The 22820-nt window shown below is 70.5% G+C and carries 20 protein-coding genes and 2 tRNA genes; 14 read left to right on the top strand and 8 right to left on the bottom strand.

The features are described from left to right. Window positions 1-48 precede the first annotated feature (48 nt). Complete coding sequence (locus ABZV34_RS01965; protein ID WP_356270478.1) at window positions 49-273, top strand: hypothetical protein; 225 nt, start codon at window positions 49-51, stop codon at window positions 271-273. A 97-nt stretch (window positions 274-370) separates the two neighbouring features. Here the strand turns inward: ABZV34_RS01965 and ABZV34_RS01960 are convergent, their stop codons facing one another. Continuing rightward, entirely contained in the window at window positions 371-1735 is a 1365-nt protein-coding gene (locus ABZV34_RS01960) for an AarF/ABC1/UbiB kinase family protein (RefSeq protein WP_356270476.1), read from the bottom strand. Further along, window positions 1728-2909 (bottom strand): TOMM precursor leader peptide-binding protein, encoded by a 1182-nt coding sequence (locus ABZV34_RS01955; RefSeq protein ID WP_356270475.1) that lies wholly within the window; start codon window positions 2907-2909, stop codon window positions 1728-1730. The genes ABZV34_RS01960 and ABZV34_RS01955 overlap by 8 nt, the downstream gene beginning before the upstream one ends. Window positions 2910-3126: 217 nt before the next feature. Between ABZV34_RS01955 and ABZV34_RS01950 the strand changes: the two genes are divergently transcribed. The 4 genes from ABZV34_RS01950 (at window position 3127) to ABZV34_RS01935 (ending at window position 6999) form a co-directional block, all read left to right on the top strand. Beyond that, window positions 3127-3723, top strand: a complete 597-nt coding sequence (locus ABZV34_RS01950; RefSeq protein ID WP_356270473.1) for a M48 family metallopeptidase — start codon at window positions 3127-3129, stop codon at window positions 3721-3723. A 135-nt stretch (window positions 3724-3858) separates the two neighbouring features. Next, complete coding sequence (locus ABZV34_RS01945) at window positions 3859-5535, top strand: TerD family protein (RefSeq protein ID WP_356270471.1); 1677 nt, start codon at window positions 3859-3861, stop codon at window positions 5533-5535. Window positions 5536-5546: 11 nt separating this feature from the next. Further along, the gene (locus tag ABZV34_RS01940; RefSeq protein ID WP_356270469.1) at window positions 5547-6227 is read left to right on the top strand and encodes an AIM24 family protein; all 681 of its coding nucleotides are present in this window, start codon (window positions 5547-5549) and stop codon (window positions 6225-6227) included. 16 nt (window positions 6228-6243) lie between these two features. Then, window positions 6244-6999, top strand: coding sequence for an AIM24 family protein (locus ABZV34_RS01935; protein ID WP_356270467.1), 756 nt, complete (start codon window positions 6244-6246; stop codon window positions 6997-6999). An 86-nt stretch (window positions 7000-7085) separates the two neighbouring features. Here ABZV34_RS01935 and ABZV34_RS01930 read toward each other — a convergent pair whose 3' ends face one another. Both ABZV34_RS01930 and ABZV34_RS01925 read right to left on the bottom strand, forming a co-directional pair. Further along, window positions 7086-7613, bottom strand: coding sequence for an NUDIX hydrolase (locus ABZV34_RS01930; protein WP_356270465.1), 528 nt, complete (start codon window positions 7611-7613; stop codon window positions 7086-7088). Continuing rightward, on the bottom strand, window positions 7610-9115 hold the full coding sequence (locus tag ABZV34_RS01925) for a zinc-dependent metalloprotease (protein WP_356270463.1): 1506 nt from the start codon (window positions 9113-9115) through the stop codon (window positions 7610-7612). The genes ABZV34_RS01930 and ABZV34_RS01925 overlap by 4 nt, the downstream gene beginning before the upstream one ends. A 192-nt stretch (window positions 9116-9307) precedes the next feature. Here ABZV34_RS01925 and ABZV34_RS01920 point away from each other — a divergent pair, with 192 nt between their 5' ends. The 4 genes from ABZV34_RS01920 to ABZV34_RS01905 all read left to right on the top strand — a co-directional run bounded on the left by ABZV34_RS01920 (window position 9308) and on the right by ABZV34_RS01905 (window position 12691). Beyond that, window positions 9308-10423 carry an SDR family oxidoreductase gene (locus ABZV34_RS01920; protein ID WP_356270461.1) on the top strand — a complete coding sequence of 372 codons (1116 nt, stop codon included), beginning with the start codon at window positions 9308-9310 and terminating at the stop codon, window positions 10421-10423. A gap of 233 nt (window positions 10424-10656) precedes the next feature. Beyond that, complete coding sequence (locus tag ABZV34_RS01915) at window positions 10657-11118, top strand: molybdenum cofactor biosynthesis protein MoaE (RefSeq protein WP_356270459.1); 462 nt, start codon at window positions 10657-10659, stop codon at window positions 11116-11118. 185 nt (window positions 11119-11303) lie between these two features. Further along, the gene (locus ABZV34_RS01910) at window positions 11304-11510 is read left to right on the top strand and encodes a hypothetical protein (RefSeq protein ID WP_356270739.1); all 207 of its coding nucleotides are present in this window, start codon (window positions 11304-11306) and stop codon (window positions 11508-11510) included. An 86-nt stretch (window positions 11511-11596) separates the two neighbouring features. After that, the gene (locus ABZV34_RS01905) at window positions 11597-12691 is read left to right on the top strand and encodes a PDZ domain-containing protein (RefSeq protein WP_356270457.1); all 1095 of its coding nucleotides are present in this window, start codon (window positions 11597-11599) and stop codon (window positions 12689-12691) included. A gap of 34 nt (window positions 12692-12725) precedes the next feature. On the opposite strand, the gene ABZV34_RS01900 is transcribed toward ABZV34_RS01905, so the two are convergent. Then, window positions 12726-13268: a PPA1309 family protein gene (locus ABZV34_RS01900; protein WP_356270456.1), complete on the bottom strand. Its 543-nt coding sequence runs from the start codon at window positions 13266-13268 to the stop codon at window positions 12726-12728. 163 nt (window positions 13269-13431) lie between these two features. On the opposite strand from ABZV34_RS01900, the gene ABZV34_RS01895 reads away from it, so the two are divergent. The 4 genes from ABZV34_RS01895 (at window position 13432) to ABZV34_RS01880 (ending at window position 19129) form a co-directional block, all read left to right on the top strand. Continuing rightward, window positions 13432-16407: a UPF0182 family protein gene (locus ABZV34_RS01895; protein WP_356270729.1), complete on the top strand. Its 2976-nt coding sequence runs from the start codon at window positions 13432-13434 to the stop codon at window positions 16405-16407. A gap of 42 nt (window positions 16408-16449) precedes the next feature. Beyond that, window positions 16450-16523, top strand: a tRNA-Met gene (locus ABZV34_RS01890). Window positions 16524-16800: 277 nt separating this feature from the next. After that, the gene (locus ABZV34_RS01885) at window positions 16801-18633 is read left to right on the top strand and encodes a sel1 repeat family protein (RefSeq protein WP_356270454.1); all 1833 of its coding nucleotides are present in this window, start codon (window positions 16801-16803) and stop codon (window positions 18631-18633) included. Between the two features lie 422 nt (window positions 18634-19055). Further along, window positions 19056-19129 (top strand) — tRNA-Met (locus ABZV34_RS01880). A gap of 157 nt (window positions 19130-19286) precedes the next feature. Here ABZV34_RS01880 and ABZV34_RS01875 read toward each other — a convergent pair. Then, window positions 19287-19703, bottom strand: a complete 417-nt coding sequence (locus ABZV34_RS01875; protein WP_356270452.1) for a Fur family transcriptional regulator — start codon at window positions 19701-19703, stop codon at window positions 19287-19289. Between the two features lie 126 nt (window positions 19704-19829). Here ABZV34_RS01875 and ABZV34_RS01870 point away from each other — a divergent pair, with 126 nt between their 5' ends. After that, the gene (locus ABZV34_RS01870; RefSeq protein WP_356270450.1) at window positions 19830-21302 is read left to right on the top strand and encodes a catalase; all 1473 of its coding nucleotides are present in this window, start codon (window positions 19830-19832) and stop codon (window positions 21300-21302) included. Between the two features lie 91 nt (window positions 21303-21393). On the opposite strand, the gene ABZV34_RS01865 is transcribed toward ABZV34_RS01870, so the two are convergent. Next, window positions 21394-21786 carry a CBS domain-containing protein gene (locus ABZV34_RS01865; RefSeq protein ID WP_266701263.1) on the bottom strand — a complete coding sequence of 131 codons (393 nt, stop codon included), beginning with the start codon at window positions 21784-21786 and terminating at the stop codon, window positions 21394-21396. Window positions 21787-22008: 222 nt separating this feature from the next. Beyond that, on the bottom strand, window positions 22009-22809 hold the full coding sequence (gene hisN, locus ABZV34_RS01860; RefSeq protein ID WP_356270448.1) for a histidinol-phosphatase: 801 nt from the start codon (window positions 22807-22809) through the stop codon (window positions 22009-22011). Window positions 22810-22820 lie beyond the last annotated feature (11 nt).

The following is a 22820-nucleotide window of genomic DNA, read 5'->3' as shown; positions in this document are numbered from 1 at the left end:
GGTGCGTTGTACCGGGCGAACACCAGGCCGCGGGGCTATCGTCGGCGGGTGACGAGTCTTCCCGGGGACAGTGACAGCAGCGGCACCACCGAGCGGCCCGACACGGCCCAGCCCCAGCGCATCGCGTGCGCCCGCTGCGGCACCCCGGCGGACGGCCCCCAGCCGACCTGGACCTGCTCCGTCGAGAACGGCAGCCGCCACTACTTCTGCGACAACTGCGCCCGGGCACACCTGCGGGCGATCGAGGGGCGGCTGGATTCGGCTTGGTGGTAGGGCGGGGCCTGCTCCGGGGCTTCTTCTCGGGGGGCTCCCCCTCCCCCCTCCCCCCTTCCCTCCCACCCTCCCACAGCCGCCCCGAGGCAGCCCGAACTCACGCCTCAGCCGCTGTGTCCTCCTCGTCCGGCAGTTCTTCGGTCGGGACGAACCCCGGCAGCCACTCCTCCAGTTCGTCGCGGAGCCGGACCGTCGCGCCCAGCTGGCACAGGACGCCGATGGTGCTCAACGTCACACGGTGGATCAGCAGGTACGACGGTGGCAGGTTGAGGAGCCTGCCCAACTGGTGGGCGGGGGAGCGGGGATCGGCCACCCGGGCGGCCTGGCTGCGCATCCAGCCGCGGGTGAAGGTGAACTCGTCGGCCTGTGCCGGTTCGATGATCGGCAGGAGGTAGTCGAGGACCGCGTCGGGTTCGAGTTCTATCGACTCTTTGACGAATCCCTCCTCGCGCAGCAGGTCGTAGACCGCCTCCGCGTCTCCGTCGAGGGTCATACGGAGGGAGTCGCCGATGGGTGAGGGCAGTCCGCCGGGGAGACGGTCGACCGTGCCGAAGTCCAGGACGCCGAGGCGCCAGCCGCTCTTCTCGTCCGGCAGGAGCCGGAAGTTGCCCGGGTGGGGGTCGGCGTGCAGCAGGCCGGTGCGGGCGGGGCCGGAGAAGAGGAAGCGGGCCAGCAGTTGCCCCGCGCGGTCCCGCTGCTCCTGGGTACCGTCGGAGATCACCTCCGACAGGGGTGTTCCGTCGATCCATTCGGTGACCAGGATCTGGTCGCACTGGTGGACCACCGCCGGTACCAGGACGTCGGGGTCGCCCGAGAACTCCGTGGCGTGGGCTTCCTGGGCCTGTGCCTCCAGTGCGTAGTCGAGTTCCTCGGAGACCCGGTCGCGGAGTTCCGCGATGAGGGGCTTGATGTCCATGCCGGGGATGAGCGGCCCCAGCAGCCGGGCGAATCGGCTGAGCTGGGTGAGATCGGAGAGCAGGGCCTCACCCGCTCCCGGGTACTGCACCTTGACGGCGACCTCGCGGCCGTCGTGCCACACCGCCCGGTGCACCTGGCCGATGGAGGCGGCCGCGGACGGCTTGTCCTCGAATTCGAGGAACAGCTCGGACCAGTCCTCGCCGAGCCGCTCCCGGAGAACGGAGTGCACGGTGCGGGTCGGCATCGGCGGTGCCGCTTCCTGGAGCTTCGTGAGCGCCGCGCGGTACGGGCCCGCGATCTCCTCGGGGAGTGCCGATTCGAAGACGGACAGTGCCTGCCCGAACTTCATCGCACCGCCCTTCAGCTCACCGAGCACCTTGAAGAGCTGCTCGGCCGTGCGCTGCTGGAGCTCGCGGCCCACGATCTCCGCCGACTTCCCGCCTATCCGCTTGCCCAGGCCCCAGGTCGCTCGCCCGGCGTAGCCGAGCGGTAGCGCGGCGAGTTTGGCGGTTCGGGTGACCGCCTTTCGGGGAAGATCAGACATGAGCCCTCCAAGTCCCAGACAGCCGTGCCGCATGCGGCTGTTGCCCCGCCATTGTCTCGCGCGGGTCGTCGGCTTCGGCGGCGCGTTCCCCCTTCTTACTTTTCTCCGTGGCGCCGCACGGGCAATCGGGGTGTGGCCATACCGGCTTCGCGTGCCAGTGGAGCCCTGGGGCGGAGGTCTCCCAGCGGGCTCCGGCGCTGGAGGGCGGCCGCCCGTCGAGGAAGGCGAGCGCGTGCGCGGCGGCGAGGCCGGCGATGCCGGTCGCCATGGTGAGGTCGCACGCCGGTACGTGGCGTGAGGTGCCGGAGCGCCACTGTGCGATCAGGCGTGGCCAGGTCGGATCCCGGTCGGCGCGGCTCCGGTCGAGGCAGCCGGCGCAGCCGGTGTCGCCGGGCAGGACCAGCGGCCCGACGACTCCAGTTCCTTCCACGACTCCCGCGTACAGATGGGGTGTGCCGGAGGTGATCAGGGGTTCGGCGGCGGCGGGATCGGGGGCGTGGACGGACAGGCCGTCCCGCGGTGTGATGATCACCAGGGAGAGTCCGGGTTCCTCGCCCTCGTTGGCGGGCCGGGGCGGGCGGTCCGGCCCGGCTCGGCGCACCGCCCGCCGGGCGGCTTCCTCGCGGCGCTCTCCGATGGAATCCGCCGGCAGTCCGCCGGGTGCCACGTCCCACGGTTCCACACGGCCCACGTCGCGTACCTCGATCCGGCCCACGCCCGCGCCGGCCAGCAGCGCCGCGAGGGTGACTCCGACCCGGCCCGCGCCGCGCACCTGTACTCGCAGGGAGCGGCGGGCGGCCAGGTGCGCGAGGGCGTCGCCCGGTGCCGGAGCGATGAGGGAGAGGGCCGCGAGGTCGGGGCGCATTCGGTCGAGGACCGGCTTCTTCGCTCGCAGGGTGTCCGCGGCCGGGCCGCCGCCCGTCGCGTCGTCGAGGAGGCCGGAGCGGGCCAGCCGTTCCACGAGTGCGTCGACATGGCCGTCGGGCAGGCCCATGCCGCGTCCTTCCTCGCGCAGGAGGGGGAGTGAGCGGGTTCCGTCGAGCAGGTCGAGGAAGCTGCCTGTCGCCGTGTCCACCGGGCCCAGCACCATCGCGTGTGCGGGTGCCATGCCGAACTGCACGGTGTTGAGGTCCCGCCAGCCGCGCCGCAGCGCGGGTTTCACCATCGGATGCATGACCGACCCCCGTATCCATGGAGCATCCCCGTGTGTCGGCGGGGCCCTGCCGGGGCCGCCGCTCGGATGCCAGGATGCCCGGGGGCGGGGGGAGGGTGCGGAAAGTTGTCCACAGGCTGTGGTGTTGGTAGGACAAATCGAGCGCGCAGGGTGCGGATCGACACCGAACCGTCCTGCGGACGGGACTTCCCCCACGTGCAGCGGGTAACGTCGGGGCGTGCCCGCCGACCCACTGCACCGCGCCGGAAAACCACAGCGCAGCACGACGAGCCTGCCGCCGAGCGGCTCAGCGGCGAGTGCGATCGAGGTTCGCAGGAGTGCGCGACGGCGCAGGACGGTCTCCGCGTACCGCGAGGGCGATCGCACTGTCGTGCTCATCCCCGCCCGGATGTCCGAGGCGGAGGAACAGCGCTGGGTGACCGTCATGCTCGACAAGCTGGCCGCCCAGGAGAGCAAACGGGTGCTCGGTGACGCCGAGCTGACCGAACGCGCCGCGCGTCTGTCGGACCAGTACTTCGACGGGCGGGCCCGGCCCACCTCGGTCCGCTGGGTGACCAATCAGAACACGCGATGGGGTTCGTGCACCCCGGCGGAGGGCAGTATCCGCCTTTCGCACCGCTTGCAGGGCATGCCCGAGTACGTCGTCGACTACGTACTCGTCCACGAACTCGCGCATCTTCTGGTGCCCGGACACGGTCCGCGCTTCTGGCGGCTGCTGGAGGCGTATCCGCGGACGGAGCGGGCGCGCGGCTACCTCGAGGGGGTCGTCGCGGCCGCCCGGCTGCCCCACCCGCCCGTCGGCCGCGACGAATAGCGGGCGGCCGGGCGCGGTCCGTCCCGGGCGGGGGGTGATTGTGTACCGGGTCTGTACCGGCCGCGTCCACTTCCGGGGTTTCCCGTTAGCCTGACGCGACGCAATCGCATTCGGGATGGGGGACGGTCGTTACGCATGGCCAGGGAATTCCAACGCGGCCACAAGGCCAGAATCAGTGACCTCACCGCGGGCACCGATCTGTACGTGGGTGTGCAGATCACCGGCCCCGGACTGACCTTCGACATCAGTTGCTTCGGTCTGGACGCCGACGAACGGCTGTCGGACGACCGGTACTTCGTCTTCTTCAACCAGCCGAAGACCCCCGAGGAATCCGTCCAGCTCCTTGGCGCCCAGTCGGGTGACACGGAGTCCTTCCGCGTCACCCTCGACCGGATCCCGGCGCAGATCCAGAAGCTGTCGTTCACGGCGACGGTCGACGGCGCCGGACAGATGTCCCAGATCGCCCCCGGGTATCTCCGTGTCGTCGCGGGCGGCGAGGAGGTGGCCCGCTACTCGTTCAGCGGAGCGGAGTTCTCCACCGAGCGTGCCGTGATGCTGGGCGACTTCTACCTGAAGGACGTCTGGCGGTTCGCCGCCGTGGGACAGGGTTTCGACGGCGGCCTCGACGCGCTGCTGAAGAACTTCGGCGGCGAGGTCGCCGACGAGGAGCCCGCCGCGCAGCAGCCGCAGGGCGGTGGGGCGCCCTCGTTCTCGCCTCCCACCCAGGTGACCGCGATGCCCGCGTTCGGAGCCCCGGCCGCACCGGCTCCGGCTCCCGCGGCGCAGGGGTTCGCACCGCCGCCCGCCCCGTCCGTGCCCTCGGTGCACGCCGCGCCGACCATCATCGCGCCGCTGCACAGCCCGCCGGGCGGCACCGTGCCGCCGCCGGGGCCCGCCCCGTACGTGCAGCCGCCCGGCCCGCCCGGCCCGCCGCCGGGCTATGGTCAGCAGCCTCCCGGGCAGGGCGCCTCCCTGCCTCCTGGCTACGGTCAGCAGGCTCCGTCCGCGCCTCCCGGTTATGGCCCGCAGGCCCCGCCGGCACCTCCCGGTTACGGGCAGCAGCCGTCGTACGGCCAGGTCCCGGGGCAGTACCCGGGGCAGCCGGGCGCGCCCTCCCCGTACGGTGTTCCGCAGGGCGCTCCGCAGGGCGGGGCCGGTGTGCTCGCCGCGCTGGGGGCGTTCAAGGAGACGCCCACCGGGCAGCGGTGGACGCAGCAGAACAAGAAGCTCATCCGGGTCGACCTCGGTATCGGGGACCAGCCTGTGCTGGCCCGCCAGGGCAGCATGGTGCTCTACCAGGGCAAGGTCGACTTCAGCTACAAGGGCGCCGGCTTCGCCGGACGGATCGTGGGCAACGCGACCGGCCAGGAGATGCAGCTGATGCGCTGCTCGGGCCGTGGTCAGGTGTTCCTCGCCGAGAACGCCACCCATGTGCACCCCATCGAACTCCAGGGTGACGCGATCTGTGTGTCCTCCGAGAACGTCCTCGCCTTCGACGAGACGCTCCAGTACGAGGTGCGCAGGATCGAGGGTCACGGCATCCCCGGGGGCGCGCTGTTCACCATGCAGTTCCAGGGGACCGGCACGGTCGTGGTCAAGACGCACGGCGCGCCCGTCGTGCTGCCCGTGACACCGACGACGTTCGCCGACTGCAACGCCGTCGTCGCCTGGTCGGCGGCCTCCCAGGTGGTCGTCTCCAGCCAGGTGCGGATGCGGCGCAACGCCTACCCGGGCGACACCGGGGAGAGCGTGAACCTCCAGTTCCGCGGCGCGCCCGGCAATTTCATCGTCGTCCAGCCGTACGAGGTCTGAGGGAGCCCGTCATGAATCAGCCACTCACGGGCTACGCCCCGGCACCCGTCACGGCCCGCATGGAGAACCACGGCAGTCACATGCTGAAGGTCGCCATGCAGACCGGAAGCGACCTCTTCGCGCGCGTGGGCTCGATGGTCGCCTACGAGGGCTTCGTCCAGTACGAGCCCAACCCGCCCGCGGTACGGCAGATCGCCCGGGACTGGATGACCGGGGAGGGCGCACCCCTCATGAGGTGCCACGGTGACGGTCTGCTCTATCTCGCGGACTACGGGGCGAACGTCGTCGTCATCAACCTCAACGGGGACGCGATCTCCGTGAACGCCACCAACCTGCTCGCCTTCGACGCCCACCTCACGTGGGGCGTCGAGCGCGTCAAGGGGCTCGCCAAGTTCGCCGGACAGGGCCTGTGGAACACCAAGATCTCCGGCCAGGGCTGGGTCGCGCTGACCTCCCGGGGGGAGCCGATCGTGGTCGACTGCGGTGGCGGCGAGGACGAGACGTATGTCGATCCGGACGCGCTGGTCGCCTGGTCCCCGAACCTCAAGGTGAAGGGCAAGCGCAGTTTCAAGGCACAGTCGCTGATCGGCCGCGGCAGCGGCGAGGCGTACCAGATGGCGTTCTCCGGGCAGGGCATCGTCGTCGTCCAGCCCAGCGAGGACAGCACCGACCGCCTCCGGATCCGGGGCTGAGGGGGAGCAGGACATCATGCAGAGCCCGCTTTTCGGCTACAACGAACAGCAGACCCAGGAGCGCTACAGCCTGCAGAACTCGCAGATGCTGCGGGTGGTCATGGAGGGCCACGACGACATCCTGGCCCGCAAGGGCACGATGGTCGCCTATCAGGGGCTCGTCGAGTTCGACGCCGAGTACCAGAACAGCAGCCAGCACCGCGCGCGTGCGTACACCGGTGAGGGCCTGGACCTGATGCGCTGCCACGGGCAGGGGACGGTCTACCTCGCGAACCTCGCGCAGCACGTGCACGTGGTCGACGTGGACCAGGACGGTCTGACCGTCGACAGCAGCTATGTGCTGGCCATGGACTCCGCGCTGCACCACGAGGTCATCGCTGTGGACAGCCAGTACGGCATCTCCGGATCGGGCAAGTACCAGCTCAACATCACCGGCCGCGGCAAGGTCGCCCTGATGACCTCGGGGGCGCCGCTGATGATGCAGGTCACGCCCGACAAGTACGTCAACTGCGATGCCGACGCGATCGTCGCGTGGTCCACCGGCCTGCGGGTGCAGATGCAGGCGCAGACGCACTCCTCCGGGGTGTGGCGGAGGCGTGGCAACACCGGTGAGGGCTGGGAACTCAGCTTCATGGGCCAGGGGTACGCGCTCGTCCAGCCCAGCGAGCTGCTGCCGCCGCAGAACGCGGTGATCGGCCAGGGACTGCGCGCCCAGTACGGCATGGGACAGCAGGGTGCCCACGCGCAGAACCAGGGCAACGCCTGGAGCTGAGCGACGGGCAGGCCAGAAGCAACGGTAAGGGGCGACCGCCAGGGCGGTCGCCCCTTACGCGCGTCTCGGGCGGAGGGCCTCGGTACTCAGCCGGAGAGCCTCGCGCGGGTCGCCTCCAGCAGGCGCACGACCGACCCGTCCGCCACCTCCGCGACCTCGTCGTAGTGGAACCAGCGCAGGTCGAGGGACTCGTCGCTGATCGCCGCCACGGATCCGGCCGGGGCGAGCACGGCGTACTGGACGTCCAGATGCCAGTTGCACGGCGCCGGGATGGCGTGCCGGTCCAGGCGCACGGGGCCGCCCGGCAGCAGCGTCAGACCCTCGATGCCCGACTCCTCGGCCGCCTCGCGCAGCGCGGCCGACGCCAGCGTCGGGTCACCCGGCTCGCAGTGACCGCCCATCTGCAGCCACATCCGCAGCTTGCGGTGCAGCGTCAGCAGCACCTGGCCGGCCTCGGCGTCCACGACCAGCCCACTCGCCGTGACATGCCCCGCCGAGCAGGACCTCCACATGCCCTCGGGGTGCGCCGACAGGTGATCCAGATACCTCTGCCGCAGGTCTTCCTGGCCCTCGTAACCCTTCAGTACGAGGACCGCGTCGTCGTGGAGGGTCACTCGGCGCCGTCGCCCTTGTCGTCGCTCTTGCCGTCGCTCTGGCCTGGGTCCGTGCCGCCCTTGCCGTCCTCGTCGTCCGTGCGGCCCTTGCCGGCGTCGCTGTCGTCGCTGTCGTCCTTCGTCAGGTTCGGCCGGTCGGCGGAACCGCTCGCCGCCTCGCCGAGCATCTTGTCGAGCTCGGAGAAGTCCAGCTGCTCGCGGTGCACGAAGCCGTCCGGGTCGTCCAGGTCGGACGCCGTCGGCAGCATGTCCGGGTGGGCCCACAGACCGTCCCGGCCGTCGACACCACGCGCGTCGGTGAGCGAGGCCCACAGGCGCGAGGCGTCCCGCAGCCGGCGCGGGCGCAGCTCCAGGCCGATGAGCGTGGCGAAGGTCTGCTCCGCGGGGCCGCCCGTCGCCCGGCGGCGGCGCAGCGTCTCACGCAGCGCGTCCGCGGACGTCAGGCGCGGCTTCGCGGCCGCGTGCACGACCGCGTCCACCCAGCCCTCGACGAGTGCGAGCGCCGTCTCCAGACGGGCCAGCGCGGCCTTCTGCTCCGGCGTGTCCTCCGGCTGGAACATGCCCTGCTGGAGGGCGTCCTGCAACTGCTCCGGGTTCTGCGGGTCGAGCTGGCCGACCACGTCCTCCAGCTTGGCCGTGTCGACCTTGATCCCGCGCGCGTAGCCCTCGACGGCACCGAAGAGGTGCGAGCGCAGCCACGGCACGTGCGCGAAGAGCCGCTGGTGGGCGGCCTCACGCAGAGCGAGATAGAGCCGCACCTCGTCCTGGGCGATGCCGAGGTCCTTGCCGAACGACGCGATGTTCAGCGGCAGCAGCGCGGCCTTGCCGGCCGGGCCGAGCGGCAGGCCGATGTCGGTGGAACCGACGACCTCGCCCGCGAGCACGCCGACGGCCTGCCCGATCTGCGTGCCGAACATCGCTCCGCCCATGGAGCGCATCATGCCGATGAGCGGGCCCGCCATGGCCTGCATCTCCTCCGGCAGGACGTCCCCCATGGCCGCGCCGACCCGTTCGGCGACCGGGTCCACGAGCTCCTTCCACACGGGCAGCGTCGCCTCGACCCACTCCGCGCGGCTCCAGGCCACGGCGGAGCCGGCGCCGGACGGCAGAGAGGTCGCGTCGTCAAGCCACAGATCGGCCAGACGGACGGCCTCCTGGACCGCGGTGCGCTCGGCGGGGCCGACGCTCTCGTCCTTGGTGCCGTCGGAGGTGCCCTGGGAGACCGTCTGGCGGGCGATCTGCTTGGCCATGTCCCAGTTCACCGGGCCGCCCTCGTACGAGAGCATCTGGCCCAGCTGCTGGAACGCGGCGCCCAGGTCGTTGGGGTTCATGGATCCGAACATCGCTGCGAGCGGATTGTCGGCGCCGAAACCGCCGGCTCCGGGCAGCCCGAAACCGAACGGTCCCTGACCACCACCGCTCTCCTGGTCCTTCTTCTTGCCCTCGTCGCCGTTCTCCGGCTCCTCCGGCGGAAGGCCGAATCCGAATGGGGTGTCACTCACGGGGTTCCTCGGCTGGTTAGGGCCGCCGGTTCGTTCCGACGGCGGCTGCCCGACAACACCACCCAGCCTAGACACCACAACCCGATCGGGCCTCGGTGCTTCGCCGACTCTTGGCCTGCGGCAGGATGGATGTCACCTGGTACGGACGCGTCACGCGCGGCCGTTACTGAAGACAACCGCTGGAGACGCCCGGTGAGTTCCCCAGATCCACAGGTTCGCGCAGCGCGAAACCACTCAACCAGCCCGCTCCCGCGCGGGCCCGTCGTCGCGGTCACCGGAGCCGCGTCCGGCGTGGGCGCGATGCTCACCGAGCGGCTCGCCGCCAGTGAGGAGATCAAGCAGGTCATCGCCATGGACGAGCGCCGGGGCGAGTGCGCGGCCGCCCAGTGGTACATCCTCGACGTGCGGGACCCGGCGATCGCGGAGAAGCTGCGCGGGGCGGACGTCGTGGTGCATCTCGCACTGGACCTCGACCTGGAGACGGACGCGGCCGCCCGTACGGCCTACAACGTCCGGGGGACGCAGACCGTGCTCACGGCCGCCGCGGCGGCCGGCGTGCACCGGGTGGTGCTGTGCACCTCCGCGATGGTCTACGGGGCGCTGCCGGACAACGAGCTGCCGCTCTCCGAGGACGCCGAGCTGCGGGCGACCGCCGAGGCCACCGGGGTCGGCGATCTCCTGGAGATCGAGCGGCTCGCGCGACGGGCGCCCCGCGCGCACCCCGGGCTCAATGTCACCGTCGTGCGCCCCGGGGTACTGGTCGGTGGTGGCAGCGACACCGCGCTGACCAGGTACTTCGAGTCGCCCCGGCTCCTGGTGGTGGCCGGGTCCCGGCCCGCCTGGCAGTTCTGCCACGTCGAGGACCTGTGCAGTGCTCTGGAACACGCCGTTCTGGAGAAGGTCGACGGGGAGCTGGCCGTCGGGTGCGACGGATGGCTGGAGCAGGAAGAGGTCGAGGAGCTGAGCGGGATCCGGCGGATGGAGCTGCCGTCCGCCGTCGCCCTCGGAGCGGCTGCACGGCTGCACCGGATCGGACTCACCCCGTCACCTGCCGGGGACCTGGCCTACACGATGTACCCCTGGGTGGTGAGCGGCAGCCGGCTGCACGACGCCGGGTGGCGGCCGCGATGGACCAACGAGGAGGTCCTCGCCGAGCTGCTGGAGGAGGTCGCGGGCCGGCACACGGTGGCCGGGCGGCGGCTGGGCCGCAAGGACGCGACGGCCGCGGGAGCCGCGGGAGCGACGGTGGCACTGCTCGGTACGGCGGCGATCGTGCGCCGGGCGCGGAAGGCCCGGCGCAGGATCTGAACAGGACGGCTGGACGGCGGGAACGGCAGGACGGCAGGACGGCGGACAGTCCTCTCGGGCCGCGCCCCCGGACACGCGCGACGGGATTCGCCGCCCGGGCCCCGGCCGCCCGCGCCGCCCCCCAGGAGACCCCAAGCCCGGCCCCGCCCTGTAGGACGCTCCAAAGGGGCTCGCGACGGAGCCGGGGGAAACGTGTATTCCTCGGTGCCGTGGGGGTGCGGCACGATGGGCACATGGCAGCTTCCTTTGAACACCCCGGAGAGCGGGCCGCGCAGGATCCCATTCGGCTGGTGGCCGTCCGGGACGAACCGCTGTCCCTGGACGAGGTCTTCCGGGCCGTCGGTGACGACGCCGCCGGAGGGACCGCGTTGTTCGTGGGGACCGTGCGCGACCACGACGGCGGTGCCGACGTCGCCGGACTGGGGTACTCGAGCCACCCCGGCGCCGAGGCGGAGATCCGCAGGGTCGCCGAGAAGGTGGCCGCCGAGTACCCGGTACGGGCGCTGGCCGCCGTCCACCGCGTCGGAGACCTGGCCGTCGGGGATCTCGCGGTCGTCGTCGCCGTGTCGTGCCCGCACCGCGGCGAGGCCTTCGCGGCGTGCCGCAGGCTGATCGACGACCTCAAGCACGAGGTGCCCATCTGGAAGCACCAGAAGTTCTCCGACGGTACGGAGGAGTGGGTCGGCGCCTGCTGAGGAAAGCGGCCCGGAGCAGGGAAGAAGCCCCGACGGGAGCCCCGACGCGCCCACGGAGGGAGCACACCGGTCCTCCGCGCGTGCTCGGGTTGCGTAACCGACCCCCTGGCGTGAGCGTTAGCACTGCGAATGGTTAATCTGCTGATCAGTCAGTTGCGGTTGCTCGTTGGGGTTGGGAGGTCGGCATGGCGTCGCTCGCCTGGTTGCTGATTCCGTTGATGGCCGCGATCGGTGCCGGACTGTGGGGAAGCTGGGCCGGCCGGAATCGCAAGACGGCCGGAGACGGCGTCGAGCTCGAGGGCTACGCCCGCTTCCGCGCGGCCATGGAGCGGTCCGAGGCCGTCACGACACGGTCGGACACGCTGGAGAAGTCACCCTCCGACGCGGTCTGAGGGCACGGCGGCCCGTACGCGGCCGAGGGCCCCCGTACGGGCGGCCCCGACGGTGCGCTGACAGCACCGTCCCGTACTGTCGACACATGCCACGCCGCACCGCGACGATGCTCGCCTCCACTCTGATCCTGATCGCGCTCCTGTGCGCGGGAGTGTTCATCACCGTGCCGTATTCGGAGATGTCACCCGGACCGACGGTGAACACGCTGGGCGATCACGACGGCGAGCCGGTGCTGCAGATCTCCGGGCGCAAGACGTACCCGGCCACCGGGCACCTGAACATGACCACCGTCCGGGTGACCAGCGCCGACTACCGGATGAACCTCGTCGAGGCCGTCTACGGCTGGCTGGCGCACGACAACAAGATCGTCCCGCACGACACGCTGTACCCCGACGGCAAGACCGAGGAGCAGTCGACCCAGGAGAACGCCGAGGAGTTCAGCCAGTCCCAGGAGAGCGCCAAGGTAGCGGCCCTGAAGGAGCTGAACATCCCGGTGAAGTCCTGGGTGATCGTCTCCACGGTCGTCAAGGGCTCGCCGGCCGAGGGACGCCTGCACGCCGGGGACGTGATCAAGAAGGTCGACGGTACGGCGGTCAAGGCGCCCGACGACGTCGCGAAGCTGGTCACCCGCCACAAGCCCGGCGAGAAGGTCGTCTTCACGGTCGTGCCCTTGAAGGAGCAGGCCGCCGCGGAGAAGGCGAACAGGACGGTGACCGAGACCCAGGACGTCACGATCACCACGGCGAAGTCCGCCGACCGCGGCGCCGCCCGCGCCATCGTCGGCATCTCGGCCGGAACGGACCACACCTTCCCGTTCGACATCGACATCAAGCTCGCCGACGTCGGCGGACCGAGCGCCGGCCTGATGTTCGCGCTCGGCATCGTGGACAAGCTGACCCCGGACAACCTCACCGGCGGCAAGTTCGTGGCGGGAACCGGCACCATCGACGACGGCGGCACCGTCGGCCCGATCGGCGGCATCGAGATGAAGACGGTCGGCGCGCGCGAGAAGGGCGCCCAGTACTTCCTGACGCCCAAGGACAACTGCGCGGCCGCCGCCAAGGACACCCCCGAGGGGCTCACGCTCGTCAAGGTCAACACCATCGACGACGCGATGAGCGCCCTCAAGGACATCAGGTCCGGCAAGACGGCCGACCTGCCGAAGTGCACGGCCAAGTAGGCCGGGCACTCCGCACCGTCACGCGGCCCGAGGGCTACTCCGCGAACGTCGCCGACAACGCCTCGGCGAGCCCCGGCACCAGACCCGACCCCGTCAGCACCTCCGTCGGCGCGTCCTTCTCGCGCAGCCGCAGCGCCGAGTCGCGCGTCCCGTCGCGCAGGACGCCGACCGTCATGCGGACCTCCTGACGGTCCGGGTGCTCGGCGACCCACTTCGCGAGCCTCTTCTCGCTCAGCCCCTCCGGAACGGAGGCCTCCGCGGACGGCGGCAGCATCAGCCGCTCCACGGTCAGCGCGCAGCCGACCACGGCGTCGGGCCAGGCGATGGTGCCGAGGAACTCGTCCAGCGGCTTGCCGGCAGGGATCTCGTCCTGCTCGACGGGGGTGAGAGCGGTGCTGTCGGGCTTGTCCTGCAGACCGAGCTGGGCCGCGAGGCCGGGTTCCTGGGTGCGCAGTCGTGCGGTGTCTACGAGGGCGAAGAGGCGAGCGGGCTGGTCCCAGCCGAGGCTTGAGGCGTACTCGTCGATCTCGAGTACGGCCCGGGTGAGCGGGGTCGCTGCCATGGGAGTGTTGGACATGGTCACAATCCTGCCTCGTTAGTACCCGGAAGCGGGAACCGAGTAAAGCGTGAGTAAGTTGCATAGGTGAGGCTCCACGATCACGGAGTCTGATGGATGGTCCGCGTTCACGGGGGCCTGACGGATCAACAGCGACTTCGAGGTGCGCACCTTGGCTTTCCAGATGCCGGACCGCGGCGGAGGCCCGACGGGGCCACGGATGAGAGTGGGCCGCCCCTCCCGGCGTGTCCGGACCCTGCTCATGACACTGGGCGTGCTGGCCGTGCTGGCCATGGCCTTCGTCATGTTCGCGGGGTTCTGGACGGACTGGCTCTGGTACCGGTCGGTCCACTACTCGTCCGTCTTCACGACGACCCTGTGGACAAAGATCGGACTCTTCTTCGTCTTCGGCCTGCTCATGGCGGCCGCGGTGGGGGTGAACATCTGGCTGGCGCACCGGCTGCGCCCGCCACTGAGCGCCATGTCGATGGAGCAGCAGAGCCTCGACCGCTACCGCATGGGCATCGCGCCCTACAAGAGGTGGCTGCTGCTCGGCGTCACCGCCCTGGTGGGGCTGATCGCGGGCGCGTCCGCGTCCGGCCAGTGGCGCACCTGGCTGATGTGGGTGAACGGAGTCCCCTTCGACCAGAAGGACCCCCAGTTCCACCTCGACGTCTCCTTCTACGCCTTCGACCTGCCCTGGTACCGCTTCCTCCTGGGCTTCGGCTTCGCCGCCGCAGTGCTGTCGCTGATCGCCGCCGCGCTCACGCACTACCTCTACGGAGGGCTGCGGATCACCAGCCCGGGAGCGCGCGCCACAGCGGCGGCCACCGGCCACCTCTCGGTGCTCCTCGGTGTCTTCGTCGCGCTGAAGGCGGTCGCCTACTGGCTCGACCGGTACGGACTCGCCGTGAAGTCCAGCGACTTCAAGGCGACGGGGAACTGGACCGGCCTCAGGTACGTCGACGCCAACGCCTACCTGCCCGCCAAGACGATCCTCTTCTGCATCGCCGTCATCTGCGCCCTGCTGTTCTTCGCCACCCTGTGGCGGCGCACCTGGCAGCTGCCCGTGATCGGCTTCGGCCTGATGGTGCTCTCCGCGATCCTCATCGGCGGCCTGTACCCGGCGATCGTGCAGAAGTTCCAGGTCCAGCCGAACGAGCAGGCCAAGGAAGCACCGTACGTCGAGAAGAACCTGAAGGCGACGCGCGAGGCCTACGGCATCGACGGCACCAAGGTCTCGGAGTACGCGGGCACGAGCGACACCAAGGACAAGACCAGGCTGCGCGACGACGCCGACACCACGGCGAGCATCCGGATCATGGACCCGAACATCGTCTCGCCGACGTTCCAGCAGTTGCAGCAGATGAGGAACTACTACGCGTTCCCGACCAACCTGGACGTCGACCGGTACACCAAGGACGGCAAGGACCAGGACACGGTCATCGGTCTGCGTGAGCTGAACCTCAACGGCATCCCGAAGAACAACTGGATCAACGACCACTTCCGCTACACGCACGGCTACGGCGTGGTCGCCGCCAAGGGCACCACGGCGACCGCCGGCGGCCGGCCCGTCTTCACCGAGTCCGACCTGCCGTCCAAGGGCGACCTCGGGACGTACGAGCAGCGCGTCTACTACGGCGAGAAGACCACCCAGTACTCCATCGTCGGCGGTCCCCAGAAGGAGATCGACTACTCCGACGACAGCGGGGAGAAGACGACCAGCTACAAGGGCGGCAGCGGCGTCAGCCTCTCCAGCCCGGTCAACCGGGCCGCCTACGCGGTGGCGTTCGGTGAGCCGCAGATCCTCTACTCGGGGGCGATCGGCGAGGGTTCCCGGATCCTCTACAACCGCACCCCCAAGGACCGTGTCGAGGCGGTGGCGCCCTGGCTGACCATCGACGGCGACGCCTACCCGGCCGTGGTCGACGGCAGGATCCAGTGGATCGTCGACGCGTACACCACGACCAACGGCTATCCGTACGCCTCCCGCACCACCCTCGGCGACACGACGGCCGACTCGCTCACGGCGACCAACAACCAGCGCGCGGTGGTGGCCCAGCAGAACCAGGTCAACTACATCCGCAACTCGGTGAAGGCGACCGTCGACGCGTACACCGGTGACGTCAAGCTCTACCAGTGGGACACCAAGGACCCGGTTCTCAAGACCTGGATGAAGGCGTTCCCGCACACGGTGAAGTCGAAGAAGGACATCTCGCCCTCGCTGATGGCCCATCTCCGGTATCCGCAGGACCTGTTCAAGGTGCAGCGCGAACTGCTCACCCGCTACCACGTGAAGGACGCGCAGACGTTCCTCAGCGGCAGCGAGGTGTGGCAGGTCCCCGACGACCCGAGCAACAAGTCGGGCAACGCGGTGCCGCCGTACTACCTGAGCATGAAGATGCCCGACCAGCAGGCGCAGGCCTTCTCGCTGACGACGACGTTCACGCCGAACGGCCGGGACAACCTGAGCGCCTTCATGTCGGTCAACGCCGAAGCGGGCACCGGCGACTACGGCAAGATCAGAATCCTGAAACTGCCGACGAGCGAACCCGTCGACGGACCCAAACAGGTCCAGAGCCAGTTCAACTCCGAACAGACCATCGCCGAGTCCATCAGGCTTCTCAGCGGCGGCGCCTCGGAGGTCGAGTACGGAAACCTGCTGACGATTCCACTCGACGGAGGACTGCTCTACGTGGAGCCCGTCTACGTACGGGGCGGTGGACTCAAGTACCCACTGCTGCGCAAGGTGCTGGTGACCTACGGAGGCAACACCGCCTTCGAGGACACGCTCGACCAAGCCCTCAACAAGGTGTTCGGGGCGGACGTCACGACCACCCCGCCGGGTGACACGGGCACCACGAAGCCACCGACATCGAGCAACCCCACGGTCCAGCAGGCGCTCGAGGACGCCCAGAAGGCCTTCACCCAGGGCCAGGAAGCCCTCAAGAAGGGCGACTGGACGGCGTACGGCCAGGCGCAGAAGGATCTTCAGGACGCTCTGAAGAGGGCTGAGGAGGCTCAGACCGCGGCCGGCAAGCCCAGCGGCGGCAGCAAGAGCGGCGACAAGGGCAGCGACAAGAACGGCAGCCCGAGCGGCAGCCCGAGCGATGGCCCCAGCGGCACTCCCAGTAGCGACGGGAGCTCCGGAAGCAGCTGAACGGAGTCCCCTCCGCGCCGTGGTACGGTTGCAACACAACGGCGCGGGGTGGAGCAGCTCGGTAGCTCGCTGGGCTCATAACCCAGAGGTCGCAGGTTCAAATCCTGTCCCCGCTACTGAAAGGCGAAGGCCCGGATCCTTTAGGATCCGGGCCTTCGCCATGTGCGGTTCCGCACGCCGCGCCCGTACGGGTGCGGCGTGCGGGCCGGCTACCGCCGGTACGCGGGGTGCGTACCGGCGTCGCTCGGCGACACGCGCGAAGACTGCGCCATCCGTGGGGAGTTGGGGATTTTGTGTTTCACTTGTCTCTCTGTGGGCATGTCGACAAAACGCTGAAGTGACCCTCACTGACTGCGGTATACCAGGTGTGGCCAGGTTGCAGGTGGTGCGACGATGGACGTTATGGGGGACAAGGCAACTCTGTTGGAGACAGGGCGTTTTGTGCAGCCTTCGGACCGGGACGAAACCGGCGAGGCGGCAGAAGAGGCACGTCAGCGGCTCGCCGCCGAATCCGGCGACGTCGAGGCGATGAGTGTCCTCGGAGCGATGCTGCTGCGCCGCGGCGATCTTGACGCGGCCGAGCCCCAGTTGCGCGCCGCCACCGCCGCGGGTGACCGTGCCGCCGCCAACAACCTGGGTGTCCTTCTGCACCAGCGCGGATACACCGACGACGCCGCGGGATGGTGGCGGATCGCCGCCGTCGCGGGTTCCGCCGCCGCCGCGCACGCCCTCGGCCGCTACCACCGCGAGCGGGGCGACGAGCCCGCCGCCGAGTACTGGCTGCGCCAGTCCGCCGAGCAGGGCCACGCCCTCGGGGCGTACGCGCTCGCCGACCTGCTGGAGCACCGTGGCGACGTCGGCGGCGAGCAGTGGATGCGGGCGGCCGCCGAGCGCGGGCACCGTGAGGCCGCGTACCGCCTCGCACGCACGCTCGACCGCAAGGCCGTCGACGCGGGCGAGAGGGGCTCCGACAACGGTGTCATCGGCGTGATGGGCGTCATCGGGGCCGCGGGCGAAGAAGCCGAGCAGTGGTACCGGCAGGCCGCCGCGCGGGGGCACCGGCGAGCCGCGCTGCACCTCGGGGCCATCCTGGAGAAGCGCGGTGAGCTCAGGGAGGCCGGCCGCTGGTACCTGACGTCCGCCAAGGACGGCGAGGCGCGGGCCGCCTGCGCGCTCGGATTCCTGCTGCGGGACGCCGGCGACACCGAGAGCGCCGCCGTGTGGTGGCTGCGCGCCGCGCAGGAGGGCGACGGCAACGCCGCGAACGCGCTCGGCGCGCTGCACGCCGAGCGGGGCGAGACCCAGACAGCCGAGCGGTGGTACCGGGCCGCGATGGACGCGGGCGACACAAACGGCGCCTACAACCTCGCGCTGCTCTGCGCCGAGCAGGGGCGGACCGCGCAGGCCGAGCAGTGGTACCGGCAGGCCGCGTACGCCGGACACCGGGAGGCGGCGAACGCCCTGGCCGTCCTGCTCCTCCAGGTCGGGGACGCGGCCGGCGCCGAGCCGTGGTTCTCCAAGGCGGCGGAGGCGGGCAGCGTCGACGCCGCGTTCAATCTCGGGATCCTGCACGCCGGACGGGGCACCGCGGCCGACGACGCCGCGGCGCTGCGGTGGTACGAGCGTGCCGCCGCCGACGGGCACACGGAGGCCGCGCTCCAGATCGGCATCGCACGTCTGCGGGACGGGGACGAGGGGGCCGCCGAGCGGCATCTGCGGCGGGCGGCGGGCGGGGGCAGCGCGGAGGCCGCGTACCGGCTGGCCTCGGTGCTCGACGCGCGGCGGCCACCCGCGCCCGCGCACGAGCTGGGGGAGCCCACGCATGAGAAGAGCGAGTGCGAGGAGTGGTACGAGCGGGCGGCGTCCCAGGGCCACCGGCGGGCGCAGGTGCGGGTGGGGATGCTGGCGGCGGCGCGCGGGGACGTGGTCGACGCGGCGCGGTGGTACCGCGAGGCCGCGGAGGCGGGGTCGCGGAACGGGGCGTTCAATCTCGGGCTGCTGCTCGCCCGGGAGGGGAGCGAGCCGGAGGCCGCGCTGTGGTGGGCCCGGGCGGCGGACGCGGGGCACGGGCGGGCGGCGTTGCGGCTCGCCCTCGTGTACGCGCGGCGGGGGGAGCTGGCCGAGGGGCAGCGGTGGGCGGACCGGGCGGTTTCGCTGGGGCCGGCGGAGGTGTCGGAGCGGGCGGCCCGGTTGCGGGACGCGTTGCGGGAGGAGTTGTCGGCCTGAGCGGTTGCCGTCCCGGCGGTGACAGGGGGCTCCGTCTCTGGGTTCCTGGCCGGTAATAGGGGGCACTGTCCGGGGCTCTGCCCCTAGCCAGGGTTCTGGCCGCGCGAGGGGTACCGCTCGGAAGGCTCCCGTCAGTACCTGGGGGCTCTGCCCCCAGACCCCCGTTCGGCCTGGACGGCCTCGTCCTCAAACGCCGGACGGGCTGATGGGCAGGGCCTGGGCCGAGGGGCGCCGGGGTCCGCCGGGGAGACTGGTCTCGTGCTGGGAGGTGCCGGGGTCTGCTGCGGAGTCCAGCCCGTGCTGGATGGTGCGGGCCGGTGCTGAGCTGAAGGGTGTCGGGGGCCGGTGGAGGCACCGGTCGCGGCCTGGGGGAAAGCGATTTGCGCTGGTCCACCCAGGTGACGTAATGTTCAGTTCAACGACGCGGGGTGGAGCAGCTCGGTAGCTCGCTGGGCTCATAACCCAGAGGTCGCAGGTTCAAATCCTGTCCCCGCTACTCAAGACCTAGGGCCCGGATCTTCTGATCCGGGCCCTAGGTGTTTTCCGCCCTGGGTGTTTCCTGCTCGCGTGCGCTCCGGTGGGTGGCGCGGCAAGGGGAAAGCCCCGGCGGATTCCAGGGGCCGGGGCTTCCGTGGAGCGTGGCGTGCGGGGGGTCAGGCCGCCGCGCAGTCCGGGCACACGCCGCGGTACGTCACCTCGACGTCCGAGACCGCGAAGCCGAAGCGCTCGGAGTCCGGGAGGTCCGCCAGCGGGTTGCCGCCCGGGTGGACGTCGCGGATCGCACCACAGCGGGCGCAGACCAGGTGGTGGTGCGGACGGTGCGCGTTCGGGTCGTAGCGCTTCGCGCGCTTGCCCGTGGCGACTTCCAGCACCTCGCCCAGCGAGACCAGCTCACCCAGCGTGTTGTAGACGGTCGCCCGGGAGATCTCCGGCAGCTTGGCGACGGCGCGCGTGTGCACCTCGTCGGCCGTCAGGTGGACGTGATCTCCGTCGAGCACCTCGGCCACGACACGGCGCTGCGCGGTCATGCGCCAGCCGTGTCCGCGCAGGCGTTCCAACAGGTCACTCATGCGGAGCAGCCTAACAGCAGGAGCACCAGATCCCGAACGAGTGTGACTTTGGAAGTCAGTTTGACTTAGACATTGTCCATTGTAGGATCGAGCTCGTTGGTGGCCGGGGAACAGGTCCGGGCAGGAATGACGCAGGAGGCGCACGTGACGCAGGGACCGCTTACGACGGAGGCCGGCGCGCCGGTTGCCGACAACCAGAACAGCGAGACCGCGGGCATCGGCGGCCCCGTGCTCGTCCAGGACCAGCTGCTGCTCGAGAAGCTCGCCCACTTCAACCGCGAGCGCATCCCGGAGCGTGTCGTGCACGCCCGTGGCGCCGCCGCGTACGGCACCTTCACGCTCACCCGTGACGTGTCGCGGTGGACACGCGCGAGGTTCCTCTCCGAGGTCGGCAAGCAGACCGAGACGTTTCTGCGCTTCTCGACGGTGGCCGGAAACCTCGGCTCCGCGGACGCGGTCCGTGACCCCCGCGGCTTCGCGCTGAAGTTCTACACCGAGGAGGGCAACTACGACCTCGTCGGCAACAACACCCCGGTGTTCTTCATCAAGGACGCCATCAAGTTCCCCGACTTCATCCACACGCAGAAGCGCGACCCGTACACCGGTTCGCAGGAGGCCGACAACGTGTGGGACTTCTGGGGGCTGTCCCCCGAATCCACCCACCAGGTGACCTGGCTCTTCGGTGACCGCGGCATCCCGGCCTCCTACCGTCATCTCAACGGGTACGGCTCGCACACGTACCAGTGGAACAACGAGGCCGGCGAGGTCTTCTGGGTCAAGTACCACTTCAAGACCGACCAGGGCATCAGGAACCTGACCACCGAGGAGGCCGTCCGTCTCTCCGGCGTCGACCCCGACTCCCACCAGCGCGACCTGCGCGAGGCCATCGAGCGCGGCGACTTCCCGTCCTGGACCGTGCAGATCCAGGTCATGCCGGCGGACGAGGCGGCGCACTACCGCTTCAACCCGTTCGACCTCACCAAGGTGTGGCCGCACGAGGACTACCCGCCGATCGAGATCGGCAGGCTGGAGCTCAACCGCAACCCGGAGAACGTCTTCGCCGAGGTGGAGCAGTCGATCTTCTCGCCCGCGCACTTCGTGCCGGGCATCGGTCCCTCGCCCGACAAGATGCTCCAGGGACGCCTCTTCGCCTACGGTGACGCGCACCGCTACCGCGTCGGCGTCAACGCCGACCACCTGCCGGTGAACCGCCCGCGCGCCACCGAGGCGCGTACCCACTCCCGTGACGGCTCCCTGTACGACGGCCGGCACGGGGGCGCCAGGAACTACGAGCCGAACAGCTTCGGCGGCCCGTTCCAGACGGACCGCCCGCTGTGGCAGCCGACCGCGGGCTTCACCGCGGGCACCGGCAGCCATGAGGCCCCGGTCCATTCCGAGGACACGGACTTCGTCCAGGCCGGTGACCTCTACCGGCTGATGTCCGAGGACGAGCGGGGCCGGCTGATCGAGAACCTGGCGGGCTTCATCGCCAAGGTGTCCCGTGACGCGATCGCCGAGCGCGCGATCGCCAACTTCCGCCAGGCCGACGGAGACTTCGGCAAGCGGCTGGAGGCCGCGGTCCAAGCACTGCGCGGCTGATCACCAGCACTGGATCGCTTGTCGTCGACGGCGGGCCGGACCTCCCCGCGCCGGGGGGGGGCCGGCCCGCCGGTGTGGGCGCGGGACCCGCTCAGGCCGGCACGCGCTGCCGGGCCGGTGCCCAGCAGCGGATGATGTCGCGCACCGAGACGATGCCGACGGGGCCGCTGCCGTCGAGCACGATCAGATGGCGGAAGCCGCCGTGCGACATCGCCGCCGCGGCCTCCTCCAGGGTCCAGACCGGGGCGGCGAAGACGACCTCGGTGGTGGTGTGGGTGTCGGCGGTCTCGGCGTCGGGGTCCTGGCCGAGGGCGAGCGAGTTGAGGATGTCACGCTCGGTGAGGATGCCGACGCCGCCGGCGTCCTCGTCGAGGACGACGGCCGCGCCGACGCGGCGGGCGGACATCAGACGGGCCGCCTGGCGGAGGGTGTGTGCCGGGCCGATGGTGAGGACCACTGTGCTCATGGCGTCGCGGACGAGCATGGAAGGAGCCACCTCCTACGAATCCGTCGACCTTGCGAGCGGATTCACAAGTTCACAAGTGGGGGGACTCTCAGAGTCGCAGTTAAAGGGACGGTCAACAAGGGGGCGCGTGCCGCAGGATCGGGGGCGCCCGGGGGTCACTCAGAAACCCCAGGTCACCTCGGGGTGCCCAGGACTCTCCTTCAGCGGTGCCGGATCACGATCGATTCCGGCCGTCCCGGCTCAGTAGCGCTGGTTCAGGTAACCCAGCATCTCGTCGTGGAGGATGCCGTTCGAAGCGGCCGCGTTGCCGCTGTGCGGGCCCGGGCGGCCGTCGAGGCCCGTGAAGGAGCCGCCCGCCTCGGTCACCACGATCGCGTTCGCCGCCATGTCCCAGAGGGACAGTTCCGGCTCGGCGCAGATGTCGACCGAGCCCTCCGCGACCATCATGTACGGCCAGAAGTCGCCGTATCCGCGGGTGCGCCAGACGGCCTTCGTCAGGTCGAGGAATCCGTCCAGGCGGCCCTGGTCCTCCCAGCCGGACAGCGAGGAGTACGCGAAGGAGGCGTCGGCCATCCGGGAGACCTGGGAGACGTGCAGGCGCGAGGCCGAGGAGAGGCTGCGGCCGGTGAACGCGCCGTGGCCCTTCGCCGCCCACCAGCGGCGGCCGAGCGCGGGCGCGGAGACGACGCCGACGACCGGCTGGTAACCGCCCTCGACCGCTTCCGTCAGGGAGATCAGCGTGGCCCAGACGGGGACGCCCCGGACGTAGTTCTTGGTGCCGTCGATCGGGTCGATCACCCAGCGGCGCGGGCCCGTGCCCTCGATGCCGTACTCCTCGCCGAGGACCGCGTCGCGCGGCCGTGCCCGCTTGAGATGACCGCGGATGAGTTCCTCGGCGGCCTTGTCCGCCTCGCTCACCGGCGTCATGTCCGGCTTGGTGTCGACCTTCAGGTCGAGCGCCTTGAACCGGTCCATCGTCGCGGCGTCGGCGGCGTCCGCCAGGACATGGGCCAGGCGCAGGTCATCGCGGTAGTCGGGCATGACTGCACCGT

This window comes from Streptomyces sp. NPDC005195 (assembly GCF_040608315.1).
GTDB classification, from domain to species: Bacteria; Actinomycetota; Actinomycetes; order Streptomycetales; family Streptomycetaceae; genus Streptomyces; species Streptomyces kaempferi.
Note: the sequence above shows the minus strand (reverse complement) of the source record. Positions and strands in the feature narration are given on the sequence as shown.

Bases quoted from the DNA above. Each gene is read 5' to 3' on its own strand.
- ABZV34_RS01960 (WP_356270476.1), bottom strand. From the start codon at position 1,735: ATGTCTGATCTTCCCCGAAAGGCGGTCACCCGAACCGCCAAACTCGCC.
- ABZV34_RS01955 (WP_356270475.1), bottom strand. From the start codon at position 2,909: ATGCATCCGATGGTGAAACCCGCGCTGCGGCGCGGCTGGCGGGACCTC.
- ABZV34_RS01945 (WP_356270471.1), top strand. From the start codon at position 3,859: ATGGCCAGGGAATTCCAACGCGGCCACAAGGCCAGAATCAGTGACCTC.
- ABZV34_RS01940 (WP_356270469.1), top strand. From the start codon at position 5,547: ATGAATCAGCCACTCACGGGCTACGCCCCGGCACCCGTCACGGCCCGC.
- ABZV34_RS01935 (WP_356270467.1), top strand. From the start codon at position 6,244: ATGCAGAGCCCGCTTTTCGGCTACAACGAACAGCAGACCCAGGAGCGC.
- ABZV34_RS01915 (WP_356270459.1), top strand. From the start codon at position 10,657: ATGGCAGCTTCCTTTGAACACCCCGGAGAGCGGGCCGCGCAGGATCCC.
- ABZV34_RS01910 (WP_356270739.1), top strand. From the start codon at position 11,304: ATGGCGTCGCTCGCCTGGTTGCTGATTCCGTTGATGGCCGCGATCGGT.
- ABZV34_RS01905 (WP_356270457.1), top strand. From the start codon at position 11,597: ATGCCACGCCGCACCGCGACGATGCTCGCCTCCACTCTGATCCTGATC.
- ABZV34_RS01900 (WP_356270456.1), bottom strand. From the start codon at position 13,268: ATGTCCAACACTCCCATGGCAGCGACCCCGCTCACCCGGGCCGTACTC.
- ABZV34_RS01895 (WP_356270729.1), top strand. From the start codon at position 13,432: ATGCCGGACCGCGGCGGAGGCCCGACGGGGCCACGGATGAGAGTGGGC.
- ABZV34_RS01885 (WP_356270454.1), top strand. From the start codon at position 16,801: ATGGACGTTATGGGGGACAAGGCAACTCTGTTGGAGACAGGGCGTTTT.
- ABZV34_RS01875 (WP_356270452.1), bottom strand. From the start codon at position 19,703: ATGAGTGACCTGTTGGAACGCCTGCGCGGACACGGCTGGCGCATGACC.
- ABZV34_RS01870 (WP_356270450.1), top strand. From the start codon at position 19,830: ATGACGCAGGAGGCGCACGTGACGCAGGGACCGCTTACGACGGAGGCC.
- ABZV34_RS01865 (WP_266701263.1), bottom strand. From the start codon at position 21,786: ATGCTCGTCCGCGACGCCATGAGCACAGTGGTCCTCACCATCGGCCCG.
- hisN (WP_356270448.1), bottom strand. From the start codon at position 22,809: ATGCCCGACTACCGCGATGACCTGCGCCTGGCCCATGTCCTGGCGGAC.